The 1,582-nt window shown below is 69.3% G+C and carries 3 protein-coding genes; 1 reads left to right on the top strand and 2 read right to left on the bottom strand.

The window, feature by feature from the left end; all coding sequences use genetic code 11:
- Positions 1 to 212, top strand: a 212-nt coding sequence (locus FVW20_RS14725; RefSeq protein WP_307831569.1) for a helix-turn-helix domain-containing protein, incomplete at its 5' end; no start/stop codon positions are given.
- A 270-nt stretch (positions 213 to 482) separates the two neighbouring features.
- Here FVW20_RS14725 and FVW20_RS14720 read toward each other — a convergent pair.
- Both FVW20_RS14720 and FVW20_RS14715 read right to left on the bottom strand, forming a co-directional pair.
- A complete protein-coding gene (locus FVW20_RS14720) occupies positions 483 to 941 on the bottom strand; it encodes a hypothetical protein (RefSeq protein ID WP_015946198.1) in 459 nt (152 codons plus the stop codon).
- Between the two features lie 2 nt (positions 942 to 943).
- The coding region (locus tag FVW20_RS14715) for a vWA domain-containing protein (protein WP_231039138.1) at positions 944 to 1,582 on the bottom strand (639 nt) is incomplete at its 5' end.

Here is a 1,582-nt window from a genome sequence, read left to right as displayed (position 1 = left end):
GCGCCGCCGCCGGGCTGCCCCCGCTGGGCGCGGGCGGCCTGCCGCAACGCGGCGACGGGGACGACACACGCCTGCCCACCCTGCGCGAACTGGAAGAGGCGCACATCCGCCGGGTGCTGGCCACGGAGCGCAACATGGAACGCGCCGCCGCCATCCTGGGCATCACCACCGTGACCCTGTGGCGCAAGCGCAAGGAACTGGGGCTGGAATAAGCGCAGCCCTGCTCTGGAAGCTAATGGCGTCTTTTCGCTCGCCTCGTCCGATCCCGCCGGTTGCATCTGACGAAACGGCAACCTGAACCAAGGATTGCTGAAAAACCTGTTTCGGGGCGCCTCTTACGATCAAAGACGGCAACTGCCATACGAATCTTCGAGCATTGCACCCGCCAATACAAATAAAAGTTTTGGGGGGAGGGGGCCGGGGGAGGAGACCCTTTTCCAAAAGGGTCCCTCCCCCGCAACGGTGTGGCTTTTCAACAGCCTCTACCTGGCCAACCGCAACAACCGCTCGGCCACCACCGCCGGGGCCACGTGGCGGCGCATGGATTCGGTGGCGCGCAATTCGCCGCGCAGGGTCATGGGTTCGCTGGCGTGGGCGCTGGTCAGTTGCGCCTCGCAGGCATCGCGCAGCAGGGCGAACGACGCCTCCACCTCGGGGTACTCGTTGTCCTCGCGCCAGGGCAGGCGCAGCGTGGTTTCCGCCTCGCGCCCCGCGTGCGAGGGCGCATCCAGCACATAGACACCCCTGGGGGCCTCGCCCGCGCGTTCGCTTTCGCCGGGGTAGCAGTGGGGCCGCCACGAATCGGGCGGCTCGGGGATGGTGGACTGCACCCGCACCGGGGGCACGGCCAGCGCCTTTTCATGCGGTTCCAGGGACACGGTGTAGCGCAGCACGGGGCGCAGGTTGCCGCGCTGCTTGTCGATGCGCCATTCGATGCGCATGGTCAGGCTCCTTCATGCAGGGTCAGCACCTCGCCGAAGGGCGGGGCGTCGGCGCCACCGTCCGCCCCCACGGATCGGGTGGACGCCCACAGCACCGGGTACGGCGGCGGCGCGGGAAAGCGGTTGCATTCAAGGTCGGTCAGGCAGATCAGGCAGGCCGGGCGCAGGCCGTCGGCATCCACGCGGGCGAAGGCCGGGCGGTAGTCGGTGCCGCCGCCCCCGTGCGGGGTCAGCCGCAGGGGCAGGTCCCGGCGCGTCAGGTGCAGCACTTCCTGCACGGCGCAGTCGCAGTAGATCACCGTGAGCCGGGTGTCGAAATCCTGCAATATGGCGGACACCTCGCCGCAGAAACGGGCCAGCGCGGCGTCGTCCACGGAACCGGAGCTGTCGATGACCAGCACCAGTTCCGGCAGGTCCTGCGAGCGCAGCGACGGCAGGTGCAACCCCATGTGCACGTAGCGCCGGTTTGGCGGCGTCCACGAATAGTCGTTGGCCGTGCACTGGCGGATGAACCGGCGCAGCAGGGTGCGCCAGTCCAGCGGCGGGTGCAGGGCCTGCCCGGCCAGCCGTTCCAGCCCGGCGGGCAGGTCGCCCATGAAGCGCGCCCCCTGCACGGCCTGCCCGAGGTCGATGCGCAGGTC

Source organism: Nitratidesulfovibrio oxamicus, from assembly GCF_015731765.1.
GTDB lineage: Bacteria > Desulfobacterota > Desulfovibrionia > Desulfovibrionales > Desulfovibrionaceae > Cupidesulfovibrio > Cupidesulfovibrio oxamicus.
Note: the sequence above shows the minus strand (reverse complement) of the source record. Positions and strands in the feature narration are given on the sequence as shown.